At 58.4% G+C, this 17,004-nt stretch carries 15 protein-coding genes; 5 read left to right on the plus strand and 10 right to left on the minus strand.

Annotation, left to right across the window (positions count from 1 at the left end; all coding sequences use genetic code 11):
• Positions 1-72: 72 nt before the first annotated feature.
• From WCA10_RS19845 to WCA10_RS19870, 6 genes are all read right to left on the minus strand, one after another.
• Entirely contained in the window at positions 73-834 is a 762-nt protein-coding gene (locus tag WCA10_RS19845; RefSeq protein WP_472824256.1) for a hypothetical protein, read from the minus strand.
• A gap of 226 nt (positions 835-1,060) precedes the next feature.
• Positions 1,061-1,405, minus strand: a complete 345-nt coding sequence (locus tag WCA10_RS19850) for a type II toxin-antitoxin system RelE/ParE family toxin (RefSeq protein ID WP_472824257.1) — start codon at positions 1,403-1,405, stop codon at positions 1,061-1,063.
• Positions 1,371-1,661, minus strand: a complete 291-nt coding sequence (locus tag WCA10_RS19855; protein ID WP_472824258.1) for a type II toxin-antitoxin system Phd/YefM family antitoxin — start codon at positions 1,659-1,661, stop codon at positions 1,371-1,373. The genes WCA10_RS19850 and WCA10_RS19855 overlap by 35 nt, the downstream gene beginning before the upstream one ends.
• Positions 1,662-2,328: 667 nt before the next feature.
• Positions 2,329-2,727 carry a VOC family protein gene (locus WCA10_RS19860; protein WP_472824259.1) on the minus strand — a complete coding sequence of 133 codons (399 nt, stop codon included), beginning with the start codon at positions 2,725-2,727 and terminating at the stop codon, positions 2,329-2,331.
• Positions 2,728-2,935: 208 nt separating this feature from the next.
• A complete protein-coding gene (locus WCA10_RS19865) occupies positions 2,936-3,550 on the minus strand; it encodes a Jag family protein (protein ID WP_472824260.1) in 615 nt (204 codons plus the stop codon).
• Positions 3,551-3,624: 74 nt separating this feature from the next.
• Entirely contained in the window at positions 3,625-4,611 is a 987-nt protein-coding gene (locus WCA10_RS19870; protein WP_472824261.1) for an aldo/keto reductase, read from the minus strand.
• Positions 4,612-4,695: 84 nt separating this feature from the next.
• Between WCA10_RS19870 and WCA10_RS19875 the strand changes: the two genes are divergently transcribed.
• From WCA10_RS19875 to WCA10_RS19890, 4 genes are all read left to right on the plus strand, one after another.
• Positions 4,696-6,141 (plus strand): TolC family protein, encoded by a 1,446-nt coding sequence (locus WCA10_RS19875; protein WP_472824262.1) that lies wholly within the window; start codon positions 4,696-4,698, stop codon positions 6,139-6,141.
• A 4-nt stretch (positions 6,142-6,145) separates the two neighbouring features.
• Complete coding sequence (locus WCA10_RS19880; protein ID WP_472824263.1) at positions 6,146-7,471, plus strand: efflux RND transporter periplasmic adaptor subunit; 1,326 nt, start codon at positions 6,146-6,148, stop codon at positions 7,469-7,471.
• Complete coding sequence (locus WCA10_RS19885; protein ID WP_472824264.1) at positions 7,471-10,587, plus strand: efflux RND transporter permease subunit; 3,117 nt, start codon at positions 7,471-7,473, stop codon at positions 10,585-10,587. Before WCA10_RS19880 ends, WCA10_RS19885 begins: the two co-directional genes overlap by 1 nt.
• 106 nt (positions 10,588-10,693) lie before the next feature.
• Positions 10,694-11,365: a YceH family protein gene (locus tag WCA10_RS19890; RefSeq protein WP_472824265.1), complete on the plus strand. Its 672-nt coding sequence runs from the start codon at positions 10,694-10,696 to the stop codon at positions 11,363-11,365.
• A gap of 19 nt (positions 11,366-11,384) precedes the next feature.
• On the opposite strand, the gene WCA10_RS19895 is transcribed toward WCA10_RS19890, so the two are convergent.
• Both WCA10_RS19895 and ndk read right to left on the minus strand, forming a co-directional pair.
• On the minus strand, positions 11,385-12,065 hold the full coding sequence (locus tag WCA10_RS19895; RefSeq protein WP_472824266.1) for a hypothetical protein: 681 nt from the start codon (positions 12,063-12,065) through the stop codon (positions 11,385-11,387).
• Between the two features lie 24 nt (positions 12,066-12,089).
• Positions 12,090-12,506 carry a nucleoside-diphosphate kinase gene (gene ndk / locus WCA10_RS19900; protein WP_472824267.1) on the minus strand — a complete coding sequence of 139 codons (417 nt, stop codon included), beginning with the start codon at positions 12,504-12,506 and terminating at the stop codon, positions 12,090-12,092.
• A 90-nt stretch (positions 12,507-12,596) separates the two neighbouring features.
• Between ndk and WCA10_RS19905 the strand changes: the two genes are divergently transcribed.
• Positions 12,597-14,666 (plus strand): M13 family metallopeptidase, encoded by a 2,070-nt coding sequence (locus tag WCA10_RS19905; protein ID WP_472824268.1) that lies wholly within the window; start codon positions 12,597-12,599, stop codon positions 14,664-14,666.
• A gap of 269 nt (positions 14,667-14,935) precedes the next feature.
• On the opposite strand, the gene sucD is transcribed toward WCA10_RS19905, so the two are convergent.
• Both sucD and sucC read right to left on the minus strand, forming a co-directional pair.
• The gene (gene sucD, locus WCA10_RS19910) at positions 14,936-15,811 is read right to left on the minus strand and encodes a succinate--CoA ligase subunit alpha (protein ID WP_472824269.1); all 876 of its coding nucleotides are present in this window, start codon (positions 15,809-15,811) and stop codon (positions 14,936-14,938) included.
• Positions 15,811-16,989 carry an ADP-forming succinate--CoA ligase subunit beta gene (gene sucC / locus WCA10_RS19915; protein WP_472824270.1) on the minus strand — a complete coding sequence of 393 codons (1,179 nt, stop codon included), beginning with the start codon at positions 16,987-16,989 and terminating at the stop codon, positions 15,811-15,813. Before sucC ends, sucD begins: the two co-directional genes overlap by 1 nt.
• Positions 16,990-17,004: the final 15 nt, after the last annotated feature.

The following is a 17,004-nucleotide window of genomic DNA, read 5'->3' on the forward strand; positions in this document are numbered from 1 at the left end:
CGCTTGCAAAACGGCGGCGGACCATACATTCCGAGTTGGCGGTGATACGACCGGAACTCCGCGAGGGTGAGCCTATACACCACGAAAGAAATCACTTTCCGGCATTGAGCCGCGCGCCAGCTGGCGTAGAGAGTCATCAAGTTCAAATGGCTTCAACCGGAACCCCTCGCCATGTACATGATCAGTTTGCGGATCGCGGACAACTCGGGTGATCCATTGATAGCCAAAATCCAAGTCGCTGGAATTGAACCAGTCTTGGGGATAAAGGTGAAATGTTGACTGTCTCGGCTTTGCAACAAGCAGTGCGAGATTTGCATTGATACCGTCTTCTCTCGGAGCAATGGCTGAAGAGTCGCAGAGGATTAACAACTCATCGATTGCTTGGAGTTCTTTCGGAAACACGGCGGATATGTTCTTACCTGCCACGTCAGTATTCAAATACATCGAGACGTCTGGGGGTTCAGGAAGCGCAAGACGTGCATGCGCCTTGCTCATTCGTGAAATTTCGTTCTCCAGGTCGCCTCCGAAGGAGGGAAGCAAGCCCGGTCGGATCACGACGAGATGTACCGGAGCAGTACTTTGATCATCGGCTTCCCTCCGCTGGTTCCAAATCAGCAATGTCGAGGAATCGAGTTTCAACACATAGTTGTAGCTGTTGAGAACCGCAACGACACCCGCGTCCCCTACTAGCCGGGTTTTACCATCGGCATATTCCCAATGAAATCCTTGGACAGCAAAATCACCTGGCCTCGAATACCAGGGAGTCGGACCCGGTACTCCATCAAACAAACTTCTTGAACTTGTCACGATGCAAGAATAGCGGAATCGCCGCACATCTTCGTTCCGAGTGGATGGTGGACTATCCGTAAGTGGACTATCCGTAAGTTATAAGTTGAGCAACATCTCAACCAATTATTGGTTCATGAGTAATTCCTCATGAACGCTGATACTCCGCCTTAGCTGGCTGCCGTGCAACGCCAGAGACTGCCCTGAGCGCGGCCGAAGGGGCTCGCTTCTGAGACTCTGAGACCTGGCACAGCAACCTGGGAAAGCCCAAAAATCAATCCAGCTCTCCGGCCTTCAATGGTCTTCTGGCTCCATGGCGAATGGTGAGCACCCATGCGGTGTGTCGCGGCGCATCGACTTCAAAAATAATTCGGTAGACGTGGGGCTTGGCGCCGTAGAGGAGATGCCGCAGTCGGCGCTTGACCCTTCGCGCTTCCGGGGCGCTCGGGCAGCGGTCTGGGTGCATTTCAAGGGTATACACCGCTTGTTCAAGCCCGTTGTACCAGCGCGCAGCATCGGGTGATTCCGCCGCATTCTTTTCAAGATACAGGATTTCAAGATCGCGAATCGCACGAGCAGTTAGCTCAACGCGAAATACCATGTTTGCGGCGGATTTCATCAAATGCCTCTCTCGCAGGAAGGGTGCGACCGCGCGCCACATCATCCAAACCTTGGCGAATGCCTTCCTCCGCATCGGCTCTAGCAGCGATGTCCAGCAATCGCTGATAAGCTTCCGCATCCTGGACGACGGCCGCTGCTTTTCCGTGCACTGTGAGTACGACAGGGCGTTTGGTTTTCCTGAGAAGTTTCATAAAGTCGCCTGATGACCGGCGAAATGTCGTTAGAGACTGAATGTCGCTCGTGATGTTGAGCATATGCACCTCCATTTGGCGCACCTTATAAGGTGCTACTAGAATACGTCTCTTTGGGCGCTCAGCGCCAGTTTGGAATCGCTGAATGCAATTTGAGGTAGTTGAGTAACATCTCAACTAATTGTTGATCCATGAGTGATTCCTCATGAACGGTGATACTCCCCTTAATTCGCAGCCGCGTACCGCCAGAGCCTGCCCCAGCGCAGCCGAAGGGTCTCGCTTCTGAGACCTGGGACAGCAACCGGGGAAAGCAACCAACCAAGACAGGCCAGTGTTTCGGATCTCACTCAATGACTTGTCAAGCCCCTTGCACTCATTTTTCCGCTAAGTCCCTGAATCTACGCGCACGATTTTCGCTGCCCATTTGCAGGTAATTTCCCGCTTTCGGAGCACAATAACACTATGGCAAGTTTCCGCAGCGCATCCGCGCCATGACTCAGATCTCTGCTCGATGATCACCTCTGATTTTTTTGCTCTCTGAGCCCCGTTCTAAGTCCTTAGCTTGGAAATATTTGCGTCCAAGTCTATTCGCTGGAATTATCTACAGATATTTCCCTCTCGCAAAGCCATGATTCTAATAATGTTCATCGGAAAATATGGGTGGGGGGGTGGCAACAGGCAACCAAACGGTTGCATATAGTCGAATCCCCTCCGTGCGCCAGATACCAACCTACTTCGGAAACTCCGTCACGCTCAGCACGTTCCCATCCGGGTCCTTGAACCACGTCACGCGCGCACCGCTGGGCGAGTTCCAGATCCCGCGCGGATCGCCGTCATTCATCCCTTTGTACCGGTTGAATTCGACGCCCGCGGCAGCGAGCCGATCGACAGTCTCTTCGATATTTGCAACGTGCCAGCCAAGCACGGTAAACGGATGAGGATTCAGTTCATGCACCGTCGTCACGCGCAGCATGGTTCCGTTGGCATCGAACACCAGCGCAAACGGCTTCTCATCGGCCACAAGACGTAGCCCGAGCACGCCCTCATAAAACCCACGCGCCTTTTCAGGATCGGTCGTTGGAGCAAACGCAACCAACTCGCAATTGCCAAGAATCGAATCTGCCGCCATTCATCTCCTCCTGCGCGGTTCTGTTTCCGCAGAGGAATCCTACCCTAGCGCGACATCAACTCGACAAACATCTTTTGGAATCGCGCCAGGTCGACACACTACCGCTGCGATGACCATCAGCAGAGAAATTGCAGTCTTCATGGAAGCTTATTGTGGCATTAGGGGCAGAGAACAATGACCCCCGATCCCTGATCCCTGACGACTGTATTTACCGCCGCCGATCGCGTCCATATCCCCGATCGCGTCCGGGGCCTCGGTCGCGCCCTGATCCCCGATCGGCGCCAAATCCCCGCGGCTTCATGGGAGGCGTCACGGGCAGATCCGTCTTGCCCGCGGGAAAGACCGCGAGGAATCGATCCTGTCCCTCGCCGGAGCTTGCCGTCTCCACACCTTCGATATCGCGGAAGGACATATGAAGCAGGCGGCGCTCGCGGCTATTCATGGGCGCAAATGCAAAGGGCACTCCAGTTCGGATGACTTTGTCGGCAACCACTTCAGCCTGGAGGCGCAGTTCCTGCGCGCGCAGCGCCTTGAAATTAGCGGCGTCGAAGCTGACCAGATCGTTCTCGCGCTGGTCCAGGCGCAGCATCTGCGCGGCGATCGTTTCCAGGGCTCTCAGCAGTTCCCCGTTGTGCTGCGTGACCAGAGGAACATCCGGCCCGCCCAGTTCCACGTAAATCTGCCGCGCTTCCAACCCTTGCGGATCGCGAGCGCCATCTCCCGCGGTAATGCGATATTTCAGTCGCATGCCGCCAAGCTTGTTAAGGGAAGAAAGAAATCCAGCAATTTTCTGTGCAGCCTGCTGCAGGTCATCGATTGGCATAACGATTTAGTATCGCAGAATTGGCCGGGTTGGCGTCTGCGGAATTCTCAGCTTCAGACGTTCAGGCGCCTCGCTCAAACCTCGCGAACGAGCGGTGTCAGATACTCCGGTCCGACCGGGTCCGTCACGGATTCGGCCACAATGCGATCGATCTCTTCCATCGTATTCGCATCCAGCTTCCAGCCCATCACCCCCGCAACCGCGTCAAGCTGGTCGGGCCGCTTGGCTCCCCACAGGGCCACTGAGATACCCGGCTGGTCCAGCACCCACCGCACCGCCAACTGCGCCACCGATTTGCCGAAGCGATCCCGGGCCAGCAGCGTCAATCGCTCGACGGCCGTCATATATTGACCGAACCTAGGCTGCTGAAACTTGGGATCAACGGCGCGAATATCGCCCGGGTCAAACGTCATGCCGCGATGCACACGCCCGCCCAGCATGCTGCGGCACAGCGAGCTGTACGTGAGCACTCCTACGCCGTTGGCCGCGCACCACGGCAGGGTTTCGCGATCGATGTCGCGCTCGAAGATGTTGTAGGGCGGCTGGTCAGAGGCAAGCGGAACGACACTGCGAAACTCCTCCATCTGCCCCGCGCTGAAGTTGCTGACACCTAGCGCACGAACTTTCCCCGAACGCTGTAATTCCGCGAGAATGCCGGCAGCCTCCGCCACGGGCACGAGCGTGTCGGGCCAATGGATTTGATAGAGGTCGATGTAGTCGGTGCCGAGGCGGCGCAGGCTGTCTTCAATCTCCCGCCGCAGCCGCGCCGGCGTGGAGTTGGCAAACACGCCGCGCTCATTCCACTCGAGCCCTGCCTTGGTAGCGATATAAAACGCATCGCGCCTGCCATGCGCCTGCATCACTTTGCAGACGATCTCCTCGGCGCGGCCCTTCCCATAGATGGGCGCCGTGTCGATGAGGTTGATGCCGCGTTCAACGGCGCTCAGGCAGGTCGCAATCGCCGCATCCTCGGCTACCGCACCCCATTCCGATCCGCCGATGGCCCAGGTTCCCAGGCCAATGCGAGAAACTTCAACCCCTGCAACTTTCGTCGTGTCCATGCAGAAACATATTAAGCGCGCCAATCGACGCTGCCGCCTGTAAATGCATCTGACTTCATGCAGGACTAAGGTGAAATTAAGGTTGTGCCAGTATCCTGTCTTCCTGTGCAGATCGAACTCGAACCCTATTCCGGCCTGAGAGGCGCCGCGCTCTCTCGAGTACTGGGCGCCTCTCTTTTCGCCGCATTTGCTCTCTCTACCGTCGTAACATCGGCGCAAACCACGGTGCAGGCCTCGCAACCGCACTCTGCATCGGCCCCGCAGCCAGTCCTGATCACGCTGGATGAGGCGTTGAAGCGGGCGCAGTCCAGCGAGCCAACCTATGCCACGGCGCTGGCCGACAGCAGGATCGCCGGGCTCGATCGCGGCATTGCCCGCGCCGGATTGCTGCCCTCTGCGCGCTATTACGGCCAGGGCATCTATTCACAGCCGAATAGACTATATGCCGAGGGCGGAGAAGGTGTGACTACGCCTAATCCCAGGTTCGTCGCCAACGACGCGAGACCCCGGGAGTACATTTCCCAGGGCATGGTTGACGAAACGCTTAGTTTGGCAGGGCTGGCAGCCGTGCGACGCGCTGACGCCTCTGCCGCCGTAGCCACTGCAGAACTCGAAATCGCACGCCGCGGCCTGGTTGCGACCGTCACGGGTCTGTACTACGGACTGTCTGCCGCCGATCACAAGCTCACCATTGCGCAAAGCGCTGCGGATGAAGCCGCCGACTTCACCAAATTGACCACCCAGCGCGAACAAGCCCGCGAAGCCGCTCACGCCGATACTGTAAAGGCTCAGTTGGAGCAACAGCAGCGCGATCGCGAACTCTCCGACGCGAAATTGAATGCAGACAAGACACGGCTCGAACTTGGCGTTCTGCTCTTTCCCGATCCCCGCACGCCGTACACCATCAATATTCCGGAAGCGCCCGCCGCACTCGCCCCCCGCGACAAAGTAAACCAGCTCGCCGCGAACAATAACCCCGAACTGAAAAGTGCGCTGGCCACGCTGGATGTCAGCAAAGCGGACATGCTTGCAGCACGCGCTGCTTACTTTCCCACCCTTGGGCTGAACTACGCCTATGGCATCGACGCCAACGAATTCGCAGCCAATGGCCCCTTGACCCCCGATGGGATTCGGGCGCGCAACCTGGGCTACTCCGCCAGCCTAACCGTGAATATTCCGGTATGGGACTGGTTGGCCACCGAGCATAAGGTGAAGCAGAGCGAGATCAAGCGCGACGCGGCAAAAGTGGCGTTGACCGCGACGCAGCGCAGGCTCATCGCACAGCTCGATGAAACCTACGCTGAAGCTCAAGCTGCACGCGATCAGCTGGCATCGCTCGACCTGAGCGTCTCGACTGCCGCCGAAAGCCTGCGCCTTACCAGGTTGCGCTACACCGGCGGCGAAGCTACGGTGCTCGAAGTTGTCGACGCACAAACAAGTTTCATCACGGCGCAGAACGCACGCGAAGACGGGCGTGTCCGCTACGAAGCGGCGCTGGCAGCATTACAGACTCTGACCGGAACCTTGTGAACCCATGAACGATCGAATCCCTGACCGACTTCACGCCCAAAACTGGAACCGCGCTACACGGCATGTGCGCGCGCTTTCTTTCGCGGTTCTAATCCCTACCCTTCTGGCTGCGGGCTGCAAGAAAGAAGAGGCGCCTGCTCCGGAAATCACCGTGCAGGCCGAGCACCCGGAGCAGGGGCCGATCTCCGACCACATCACGGCCGACGCCATTCTTGCGCCGCTTGCACAGGCCGCCATCGTGCCCAAGATCGCCGCGCCGGTTAAAAAGTTTTACGTCCAACGCGGCGCACGGGTCAAGGAAGGCGAACTGCTGGCGGTGCTTGAAAATGCCGATCTCGCAGCCACCGCGCAAGACAACAAGGGCTCCTACGAGGCCGCGCAAGCCGCTTACGCAACGGCCACGAAGGCGCAGGTGCCTGAAGATGTTCAGAAGGCCGAACTTGATTACGCGCAGGCCAAAGCTAATCTCGATTTGAACAGCAGCATCGTGAAAAGCCGCAAGCAGCTCTTTGCCGAAGGAGCCATTCCGGGTCGCGATCTTGACACCGCAAATGCCGCGCTGGTACAGGCACAAGCCGCCTACGACACGGCCGCCAAGCATCTTGAGTCCATGCGCAGCGTCAATCGCGACGCAGAAATGAAGTCGGCGCAGGGCCAGCTCACCTCCGCGGAAGGCAAATACAAAAACGCGACGGCGCAGGTCGGCTACTCCGAGATTCGCAGCCCCATCAACGGTTTCGTCACGGACCGGCCACTCTATGCCGGTGAGACTCCGGCTGCCGGCGCTCCTTTGATCACCGTTATGGATACCTCAGCCCTGCTGGCCAAGGCGCACATCGCGCAGAGCCTCGCGCAGCAGATGAAGATCGGTGACGATGCCGCTCTGCTAGTACCGGGCCTCAAGCATCCCGTCGATGCCAAGATCACGCTGATCAGCCCCGCGCTCGACCCCGGCAGCACCACGCTCGAAATCTGGCTGAAGGCCGACAACAAAAAGGGCATACTCAAAGTCGGCACGCCGGTCAAGGTCTCCATCACTGGCAGGACGGTCGAACAAGCGCTGAAGGTTCCTCTCTCGTCAATTCTGACCGCGCAGGATGGATCGAAGTCCGTGATGGTCGTCGGCACAGATGGAGCCGCGTACAAGAAGGCCATCGAGTTCGGTATCCAGGATGGCGACGACGTTCAAATCACGAAAGGCCTGACCACCAGCGACATGGTGATCACCAACGGCTCCTATGGACTCGACGAAGGCGCCAAGGTGAAAGTCGGCCCCGCCGACGATGACGAAGCCAAGCCTGCGGCCGACAAGGGAGGCGACAAGGACTGATGTCGACCGCCTCTCAAGTTCCCATAGCGAAGGATGAGTCGTTCTGGCTGTCACATTTCACGCGGCCGATTTTTTTCTTTGCAGCCGTACTCACCATCGCCGGCATCTACGCCTCGTTTCAGGTGCCCATCTCGGTCTTTCCCGATACGAATTTCCCGCGCGTCGTCATTGGCATCGATAACGGCGTCATGCCCGTCGAACAGATGGAAGTGACCATCACGCGGCCGGTTGAGGATGCCGTCAACTCCGTCCCGGGCCTCGTTACCGTGCGCTCAACCACAAGCCGCGGATCGGCAGAAGTGAGCCTCTTCTTCGACTGGAACACCGATATGTATCGCGCGCTCCAGCTTACAGACGCTGCCCTCAGCAAAGTTGAGCAAACACTCCCCTCCACCGCGCGGATCACTACGAATCGCCTTACCTTCGCCACGTTTCCGATTCTCGGCTACAGCCTCACCTCCGATACCGTTCCGCAAACGCAGCTCTGGGAACTGGCCACGTACGATCTGAAGCCGCCGCTCAACCGCGTCCTCGGCGTCAGCACTGTCTCCGTGCAGGGTGGACAGGTGCCGGAATTTGGCGTGAAGCCGGATCTCGCCCTGCTTGCGGTCAACGACGTCACCGTCACCGATCTCGTCAATGCCATCCAAGCCTCGAACATTGTCGATTCGCCGGGACTGTACGAAGCCAATCACCAATTGATTCTTGGCCTGGTGGGCGCACAGGTACACGATGTTGAGGGGCTGCGCGAACTCGTCGTGAAGACGACAGCCGGCGGCGCGCCGGTGCGTGTTGCCGATGTGGCAACGGTCGAGGTTTCGACGCTTCCGGTCTACACTACGGTGACGGCCAATGGCAAAAACGCCGTACTGCTCAACATTGCTCGTCAGCCTTCGTCCAACACGGTCTCGGTCGCCGACGCGGTGGATGCTGAGATCGCCCAACTGCGGCAGAAGCTGCCGCCCGGTGTAAGACTCGAGCCCTTCTACGACCAGTCTCAACTGGTGCGCGACAGCATCTCGAGCGTGCGCGATGCCATCTTCATCGGACTCGTCCTCGCCTGCATCATCCTCTTCCTCTTCCTCCGCGACTGGACTTCGTCGCTCATCGCGGGTCTCGTCATCCCCGTCACCGTGGCCGTCACCATCCTCGTCCTCTGGGCCATCGGCCAGAGCTTCAACCTGATGACACTCGGCGGTCTCGCCGCAGCCATCGGCCTCGTGATTGACGACGCCATCGTGGTCGTCGAAAACATCGTCATGCATCGCGACAACGGCGAACCCCGCGCCAGCGCCGTTCGCAAGGCGCTCAGCGAAATTACGGTGCCGCTCATCGGTTCCACCATCACGCCTGTCGTCGTGTTTCTGCCGCTCATTTCCGTCACCGGCGTGACGGGCAGCTTCTTCCGAGCTCTGGCCGTCACCATGGCTGCATCACTACTGACATCACTCATGCTGGCTTTGACGTGGACGCCGGGCCTGAGCCTCGTCCTGTTGCGCAATCATGGCGGCGACGCGGCGGAGCATGCGGAGCACCCCAGCGGCCGCATGATGAGTCGCGTGCTCAAGGTCCATCATCGCGTGCTCGACTGGGCACTGGCCAAGCCGCTATGGCTCGGCCTCGCATGCCTCCTGCTCGTAATCGCTACCTATTTCGGATACCGGGCGCTCGGTTCTGATTTGCTACCGGAGATGGACGAAGGCGGATTCATTCTTGACTACATCATGCCCGCCGGCAGTTCGCTTACCGAGACCAACCGCGTCCTCCAGCATGTTGAACGCGTCCTGCGCTCAGAACCGGAAGTCGAAAGCACATCGCGCCGCACCGGCCTTCAAATGGGCCTTGCTGCCGTTACCGAGGCCAACACCGGCGACTTCACGGTTAAGCTCAAATCGAAACGCAGCCGCGGGATCGACGAAATCATGGAGGATGCGCGCCAACAAATCAAATCCACCGAGCCCGAACTCGATGTCGAGTTCATCCAGGTACTGCAGGATATGATCGGCGACCTCTCCAATGCGCCGGAGCCCATCCAGATCAAGATCTTCTCCGACGACGAGGCCATGTTGACGCACCTCGGCCCGAGAATCGGCGATGCCATCGGCAAGATTGACGGCGTTGTGGACGTGCAGGATGGGATTGAGAACACCATCAGTGGGCCGGCGACCAACTTCCAGGTCGATCCTATCGTCGCAGCGCGCCTTGGCTTCACACCGACCGAAGTTGCCGAAGATGCAACGTCGATCCTCGACGGGCTTCCCACAAATGATCCATTGATTGCCAACGGCAGGCCGTACACCATCCGCTTGCGCCTGGGCGATGACCACCGCAAATCGCTCGACGCTATTCAGAACACCGTGTTTAACAGCGCTTTAGGACACACTGCCACACTCGGCTCGCTCGCGACCATCCAGCAATTGCCGCCGCAGAATGAGATTCGCCGCGAAAATCTGCAGCGGATGGTGATTGTCACCGGCCGCCTCGAAGGCTCTGACCTGGGCTCTGCGATGGCCAAGGTAAAGCAGACCGTCGAAGGTCTGCATCTGCCTCCCTCGGTGCGCGTCACCTACGGCGGCACCTACGAGGAACAACAGAAATCATTCCACGATCTGCTCAAAGTTCTCCTTCTGGCGCTGGCGCTGGTCTTCGGCGTCCTGCTCGCCGAGTTCCGCAACTTCCCCGCACCCATCGCCATCCTCACCTCTTCGGTGCTGTCGATCTCCGGCGTCATCCTGGCCCTGCTCATCACCCGCACCACGTTCAATGTGGCTTCGTTCATGGGATTGATCATGGTGATCGGCATCGTCGCCAAGAACGGAATCCTGCTGCTCGATGCCGACGAGAAGTTTCGATCGGAAGGCGTCTCCGCCGCCGAAGCGATGATGCATGCCGCGCAGCGACGCCTGCGACCCATTGTGATGACCGCCATCGCCGCCGTGTGCGGCATGCTGCCCCTGGCCTTCGCACTTGGAGCCGGTTCGCAGATGCTGCAGCCGCTTGCCATCGCCGTAATTGGCGGCCTCGCCATTTCGATGGTACTGAGCCTGGTGGTAACGCCCGTCGTCTACTTCCTTCTCACTCGCAATCGGCACGAGCCAAAGGAAGAACCGGCATAAGCGATCCGAATCCGTCACTGATCTGGCTGCTCCAAAGCCTGCCCCGAGCCTGCCGAAGGGTCTCGCTTCTAAGACCTGGTATCGAACCGGATGTCACAATAGACTCATGGTCACCGAGCCCATCAAGCTCACCGCCGCCGAAGTTCGCGTCTTGGGCGCTCTCGTTGAAAAAGAAGTCACGACGCCGGAGTACTACCCGCTTACCCTGAACGCCCTGATCAACGCCTGCAACCAACGCTCGAACCGCGAGCCGGTAATGGTCCTCGATGAGGACGATGCGCGCCAGGCGCTGCATGGCCTCGAAAACAAAGGACTCGCAGGCCGCGCCCGGTCGGCCGACGGCCGCGTAACCAAATACGAACACTGGTTGGGCGAAGCCTTCAACTTCAGCCGCGCCGAAACCGCCCTGATGTGTGTGTTGTTGCTGCGCGGTCCGCAAACGCCGGGCGAACTTCGCGGCCGCACCGAGAGACTTCACGAATTCGCCGAGATCTCCGATGTAGTCGCCGGCCTGCAAAAACTGATGGAACGAGAGCCTTCACTCGTCGCTGTGCTCCCCCGCCAACCCGGCACCAAGGAAGCGCGCTATGCGCATTTGCTGTCGGGCCCGATTGAAACAATCCAGATGCCGGCCAACACAACACCGGTGCTTAATTACGCCGCAACCACACCGGCGCAGGACGACCGCGTCGCGCAACTGGAATCAATTGTCGCGGAACTTCAGCAGGAAGTTGCCGCTCTCCACCAGAAGTTCGACGATCTCTTTGGTGATAAATAGCGCTTGAACCTTTGTCGTTTCAGGGACCAATCTTCAATCCAGTAAAATGGGCAATGGTTCCCGGCCCAACCCACAGCGCAATCGCGCCCTTCGCCACGGGCTGCTTCAGATCGTTGACAATCAACGCCGACTGATCGGCCCCATTCAAGAACAGCCTTGCAGTCTGCCCCGCAACCTTAATCTTGATTTTTGTCCACTGACCTGGAACCAGGTCCACATAGGACTCATATTTCCCGGGAGTTTCGCTGCGCAATTTATCCCACGGAAATCCCGGAATCGAGATGTATTGAGTTGAATGGTTTCGCTGCAACTGATCTTCCGACCTTCCATTCTTGGGTCGAATGTAGAAGCACTCGAAATGCGACGCATCGGTCACACGGAATGCGATTCCAACAAAGCCGCGTTGTTGCGCCGGGGCGTCTGCTGCGGTATCTCCGGCCACGTTCACTTCAATCGTGCCGTCCCGTAACGATGTTCCCTCAATGATCGCGAGTCTTCCAGCATCGTCGACACTCGCGGGTGCGGTGTCTACAACGCGCAGAGCCGGTACGCCGCGATAAGTTACCTGGTCAGCCTTCACATTTTGAAGCTTGAGTCTGTCGACTGCGTTGAGGCTAACCTCGCGCGATGCCTGGCCGTACATTTGACCGGAAAGACAGACCGCCAGGATGGCGAGGGAAACGGCGTATCTATGTAACATTCGAACGCCTCCTTCCAACTGGATTCAGATCAGTTCATACCCCGCAAACCAATACCCAATCTCGAACGCTGCCGTCTCTTCCGCATCCGATCCGTGAATCGCGTTCTCCTGGATCGACCCTGCAAACTTCTTGCGTATCGTTCCCTCTTCCGCATTCGCCGGATTGGTCGCGCCCATCAGCTTGCGCAGATCGGCGATCGCGTTGTCCTTCTCCAGCACCATCAGAAAAATCGGCCCCGACGACATGAACTCGCACAGGTCGTTGAAGAATGGACGCGCCGCATGTACGTGATAGAAACCCTTCGCCTGATCTTTCGAAATCGTCTGCCTTCGAATCGACACAAGCTTGAATCCGGCCTTCTCAATCTCGACCAGAATGGCCCCCGCATATCCCTTGCTCACCGCGTCTGGCTTGATAATGCTGAAAGTGCGCTGCGCCACTCGATAGCTCCTCAAAATCGGCTTTAGCCCATCTACTATTGTACCGGTCACATCACAACCACCCCGGCCCCAATCTGCTACAGTTTCGCCATGTCCCGCTTCGCCGTACTCCCTCCCGCCGGCCTTGCCCTCATTGCCCTGCTCGCCGCTTTGCCTGCCTTCAGCCAGAACGCTCCGCTCAGCGAAAAGACCGCGCACGAATTGCGTGTCTTCGACCCCTCGCTGGTCGACAAGACCGTTGACCCCTGCGAAAACTTCTATCGCTACAGTTGCAACGGCTGGTTCAAGCGCAATCCTCTGCCGCCCGACCAGACCTCCTATGGCCGCTTCACCGAGCTCTACGAACTTAACCGCCTTCATCTGCGGCAAATTCTCGAAGATGCCTCCAAACCCGACCCCAACCGCACGCCGAACGAGCAGAAGATCGGCGACGAATACACGAGTTGCATGGACACGGCAGCCACCGACAAACTTGGCATCGCTCCTATCAAGCCTGAACTTGACCGCATTGCTGCATTGAGCCGGCCCGACGACTTGCCGGTTCTTCTCGCTCACCTGCACACCATCGGCGTCAATGCCTTTTTCGATTTCGGCGCCGACCAGGACTTCGCGGATGCCAACCAGGTGATCTCTTTTTACGGCGGAGGCGGCCTCGGCCTTCCCGAGCGAGACTATTACTTCCGCACCGATCCCAAATCGATCGAGCAGCGCAAGCAGTATGTCGATCATGTTCGCAAAATGTTTGTCCTTGCCGGCGAACCCGAAGCGCAGGCCGCCAACGATGCCGACACGGTGATGGCCATCGAGACGCGCCTTGCCAAAGCCTCGCTCACGATCACTGAAATGCGCGACCCGCAGAATCTGAATCACCCCACCGACGTGGCGGCGATGGCGACGATGCTCACCCACTTCTCGCTCAACGATTACGTTAAATCGGCGCACGCACCCGCTGCCGGCAAAGCCAATGACATGGAGCCGAAGTTCTTCGCAGAGTTCAACGCGTTAGTGTCCGACACACCAATCGACCAAATCCGCACATACCTGCGCTGGCATCTGCTGCACGCCTACGCCGGCACCAGCATGCCCGAGGCCTTCGAAACAGAATCCTGGAACTTCTACGCGCATATTCTCAATGGCGCTGAAAAACAGCAGGAACGCTGGAAGCGCTGCACCAGCCGAGTCGACCACGAAATGGGCGAAGCACTGGGCCAGGTTTATGTAGCCAAGTACTTTCCCCCGGAAGCGAAGCAGCATGCCCTCGAAATGACCCTCGCCATCGAACAGGCCATGAGCAAGGACATCGACTCACTCGATTGGATGAGCCCCGCCACCAAGGTCCAGGCGAAAGAAAAGCTCCACGCCGTGATGAATAAGATTGGCTATCCCGACAAATGGCGCGACTACTCGAAACTCGTCATCGTGCGCGGCGACCTGCTCGGCAACCAGGAACGCGTGCGTGTATTCAACTTCAATCGCGACCTGGCGAAGATCGGCAAGCCGGTCGACAAAAACGAGTGGGGCATGTCACCGCCGACCGTCAACGCCTACTACAACCCCCAGCAGAACAACGTCAATTTTCCTGCCGGCTATTTCCAGGCCCCGTTCTTCAGCGACAAGGAAGATGACGCTGCGAATTATGGCGATATGGGCTCAACCATCGGGCACGAACTTACCCATGGTTTCGACGACGAAGGCCGCCAGTTCGATAAGGACGGCAACTTGAAAGAATGGTGGACCAAGGACGACGAGGGCAAATTCAAGCAGAAGGCGCAATGCATGGTCGATCAGTATGACGCCATCGAGGCGGTTCCCGGCGTGCACCTCAATGGCAAGCTCACCCTCGGCGAAAATCTGGCCGACCTCGGCGGCCTCTGGCTCGCGTGGATTGCCTGGCAGGACAAGGCCCAGGCCGAGCATCTCGACATGGTCGCCAAGACCGATGGCTACACGCCTGAACAGCGCTTCTGGATCGCCTACGCGCAGCAGTGGTGTACAGACACGCGCCCCGAGCGGCTACGAAGTCAGGCGCAAACCGATCCTCACGCGCCCGACGAGTACCGAACAAATACTGTCCTGCAGGATTTGCCGGAGTTCGCAAAAAGCTTCAGTTGCAAACCAGGCGACAAAATGGTCAGCGCGAAACCGTGCCGCATCTGGTGAGGCAGCTGTCAGCCGTCAGCTATCAGCTCTCAGGTGTCGGCACTCAGTCGTCAGTTTCAGCTAGCGTTTTGAATGGTCCAGCTTTGCGTCAGGGCACGACTTCAGTCGTGCCGGATGCGGCTAAAAAGACAAGGGGTTTTAACCCCTGTTGGGCAAAGCAATCAACCCGCGCCGTCCATATCTCTTTCATGACTTAGCTTCCAACACAAAGCCCATCATCGCGGCGGGCCTTGTGTTTTAGCTGATACCTGACGGCTGAAGGCTGAAAGCTAGCCTTTCCCAATCACCTTCGCCAGCGTCGCCCCAATCTCGGCCGGCGACACCACCACGTGAATCCCCGCGGCAGTCATTGCCTTCATCTTGTCGGTCGCCGTTCCTTGGCCGCCTGAAATGATCGCGCCTGCATGTCCCATCCTGCGTCCCGGCGGCGCAGTCTGCCCGGCAATAAATCCCACCACCGGTTTCTTCACGTGCTGTTTCACATACTCCGCCGCAGCCTCTTCGTTGGTGCCCCCGATCTCGCCGATCATGATGATCGCTTCGGTATCAGGATCGTCATTCAACAGCCGCATCGCATCGATGTGCGTGGTCCCAATAATTGGGTCGCCGCCGATGCCGATCGCCGTCGACTGCCCGATCCCGCGCTGCGTCAACTGATGCACCGCCTCATACGTGAGCGTGCCCGAGCGCGATACGATGCCAACCGAGCCTTCCTTGTGAATCCGCCCAGGCATGATGCCGATCTTTGCCTTGCCCGGCGAAATTACGCCCGGACAATTCGGACCGATCAGCCGCGACTTTGAATTCTTCAGCTTTGCCCACACCTTCACCATATCCAGCGTGGGAATGCCCTCGGTGATGCACACGATCAGCGGAATCCCCGCATCTTCTGCCTCGAGAATCGCATCGGCGGCAAACGGCGGAGGAACGAAAATCATCGTCGCATTCGCACCTGTCTCCTTCACCGCATCGGACACCGTGTTGAACACCGGCCAGCCTTCATGCTTCATGCCACCCTTGCCCGGAGTCACGCCACCCACAACCTTGGTGCCATACTCCGCGCAACCGAGCGCGTGAAATGTGCCCTCTTTACCCGTAATCCCCTGCACGATGAGCCGCGTATCATTATCGACCAGTACCGACATTACTTAACCCCTTTCGCAGCGGCCACCACAAGTTCAGCAGCCTCCTTCATCGTTGCGCCCACCTGGAAATTCAAACCCGACTCCGCAAGAATCTTCCGGCCTTCTTCCACGTTCGTGCCTTCAAGCCGCAGTACGATCGGCACCTTCACGTTCAGTTTCTTCGCTGCGGCCACCACACCTGTCGCCAGCCGATCGACCCGCAGAATGCCGCCAAAAATATTGATGAAGATCGCCTTCACGTTCGCGTCCGAAAGCAGAATCTCAAACGCATGCTCGATCTGTTCCTGCGTCGCTCCGCCGCCTACATCCAGAAAGTTCGCTGGGGAACCGCCGGCATATTGAATGATGTCCATCGTCGCCATTGCCAGGCCCGCACCGTTCACCATGCAGGCAATGGTGCCATCGAGCTTGATGTAGTTCAGCGCGTACTTGCTCGCCTCCACTTCCAGCGGATCTTCCTCAGCCGTATCGCGCAGTGCCTTGATGTCTGCGTGGCGAAACAGCGCATTGTCATCGAACGTGATCTTCGCGTCCAGCGCAAACAGCTTGTCATCTTTCGTCGTGATGAATGGATTGATCTCGATCAGCGATGCGTCCGTATCCATGAACGCCTTGTAGAGGCTCTGCAGAAACGCGACCGCTGCATTGATCTGCGTTGGCTTCAGCCCAAGCGCAAATGCCAGCTTGCGCGCCTGCCATGCGCCGAATCCCACCGCCGGATCGATTGCCTCTTTGAAGATGGCCTCCGGCGTCTTCGCGGCGACTTCTTCGATCTCCATGCCGCCCGCCTGCGATGCCATGAAGACCAGCTTGCCCGTCGCGCGGTCGAGCACAATGCCGAGATACAGTTCGCGATCGATAGCTGCGGTCTCCTCGATCAGCAGCCGCTGCACCTTCTGCCCGGCCGGCCCGGTCTGATGCGTAACGAGCTGCATGCCGAGAATGTTCTTAACATGCGTCTCGGCCTCGTCGCGATTCTTGGCCACTTTCACGCCGCCGCCCTTGCCGCGGCCACCAGCGTGAATTTGGGCCTTCACCACCACGCCATTGGCGCCCTCGGCAAATAGTCTGCGCGCCACTGCGGCCGCTTCTTCCGGCGTATTCGCCATCTCGCCCTTGGGCACGGCAACGCCATACTTTGCCAGGATTTCTTTTGCCTGATACTCGTGAATTTTCATGTCGGTAGGAACCGC

The organism is Occallatibacter sp., from assembly GCF_049582745.1.
In the GTDB taxonomy this organism is placed as follows: domain Bacteria; phylum Acidobacteriota; class Terriglobia; order Terriglobales; family Acidobacteriaceae; genus Telmatobacter.